The organism is Dellaglioa sp. CoH-55-MRSF-7 (genome assembly GCF_056782235.1).
In genome coordinates this window covers 1-357 of record NZ_JBXAYI010000098.1, presented here as the reverse complement: position 1 = coordinate 357, position 357 = coordinate 1, and the positions used below count along the sequence as shown (strand labels likewise).

Here is a 357-nt window from a genome sequence, read left to right as displayed (position 1 = left end):
CATCAACCTGCAAGTCGTTATCAGCAAGCAAGGTGTGTCGTTCACGGAAGCGTTGTCGTCGGTTCAGGCACAGTAACGGAGACAGGGGCTTCGGCCCCTGTTTTTGATAGGAGATATGCATGCATATTAATGCGGCGACCCGGCTCGTGGCTCTCGATAACAATGTGCCCGGCACTCCGGGTACGACCATAGCGCCCGCCCAATCGTATAGGCCAGATAACGAGGCAGACCTGCACAATCGACAAGGCGATATGCATAATGATTCGCAGTCCGAACTAAAGCACGAAAGTGTTAAGCCTAAGACAAACGCGGCGCTGCGCCTAACAGCCGAAGACCTAAACGGCGGTAACACTGAAC

At 53.8% G+C, this 357-nt stretch carries 1 protein-coding gene; it reads left to right on the top strand.

Annotated elements, in window-relative coordinates:
- Nucleotides 1–119: 119 nt before the first annotated feature.
- A partial coding sequence (locus AC1RPU_RS08035) for a hypothetical protein (protein ID WP_481769647.1) occupies nt 120–357 on the top strand: 238 nt, incomplete at its 3' end.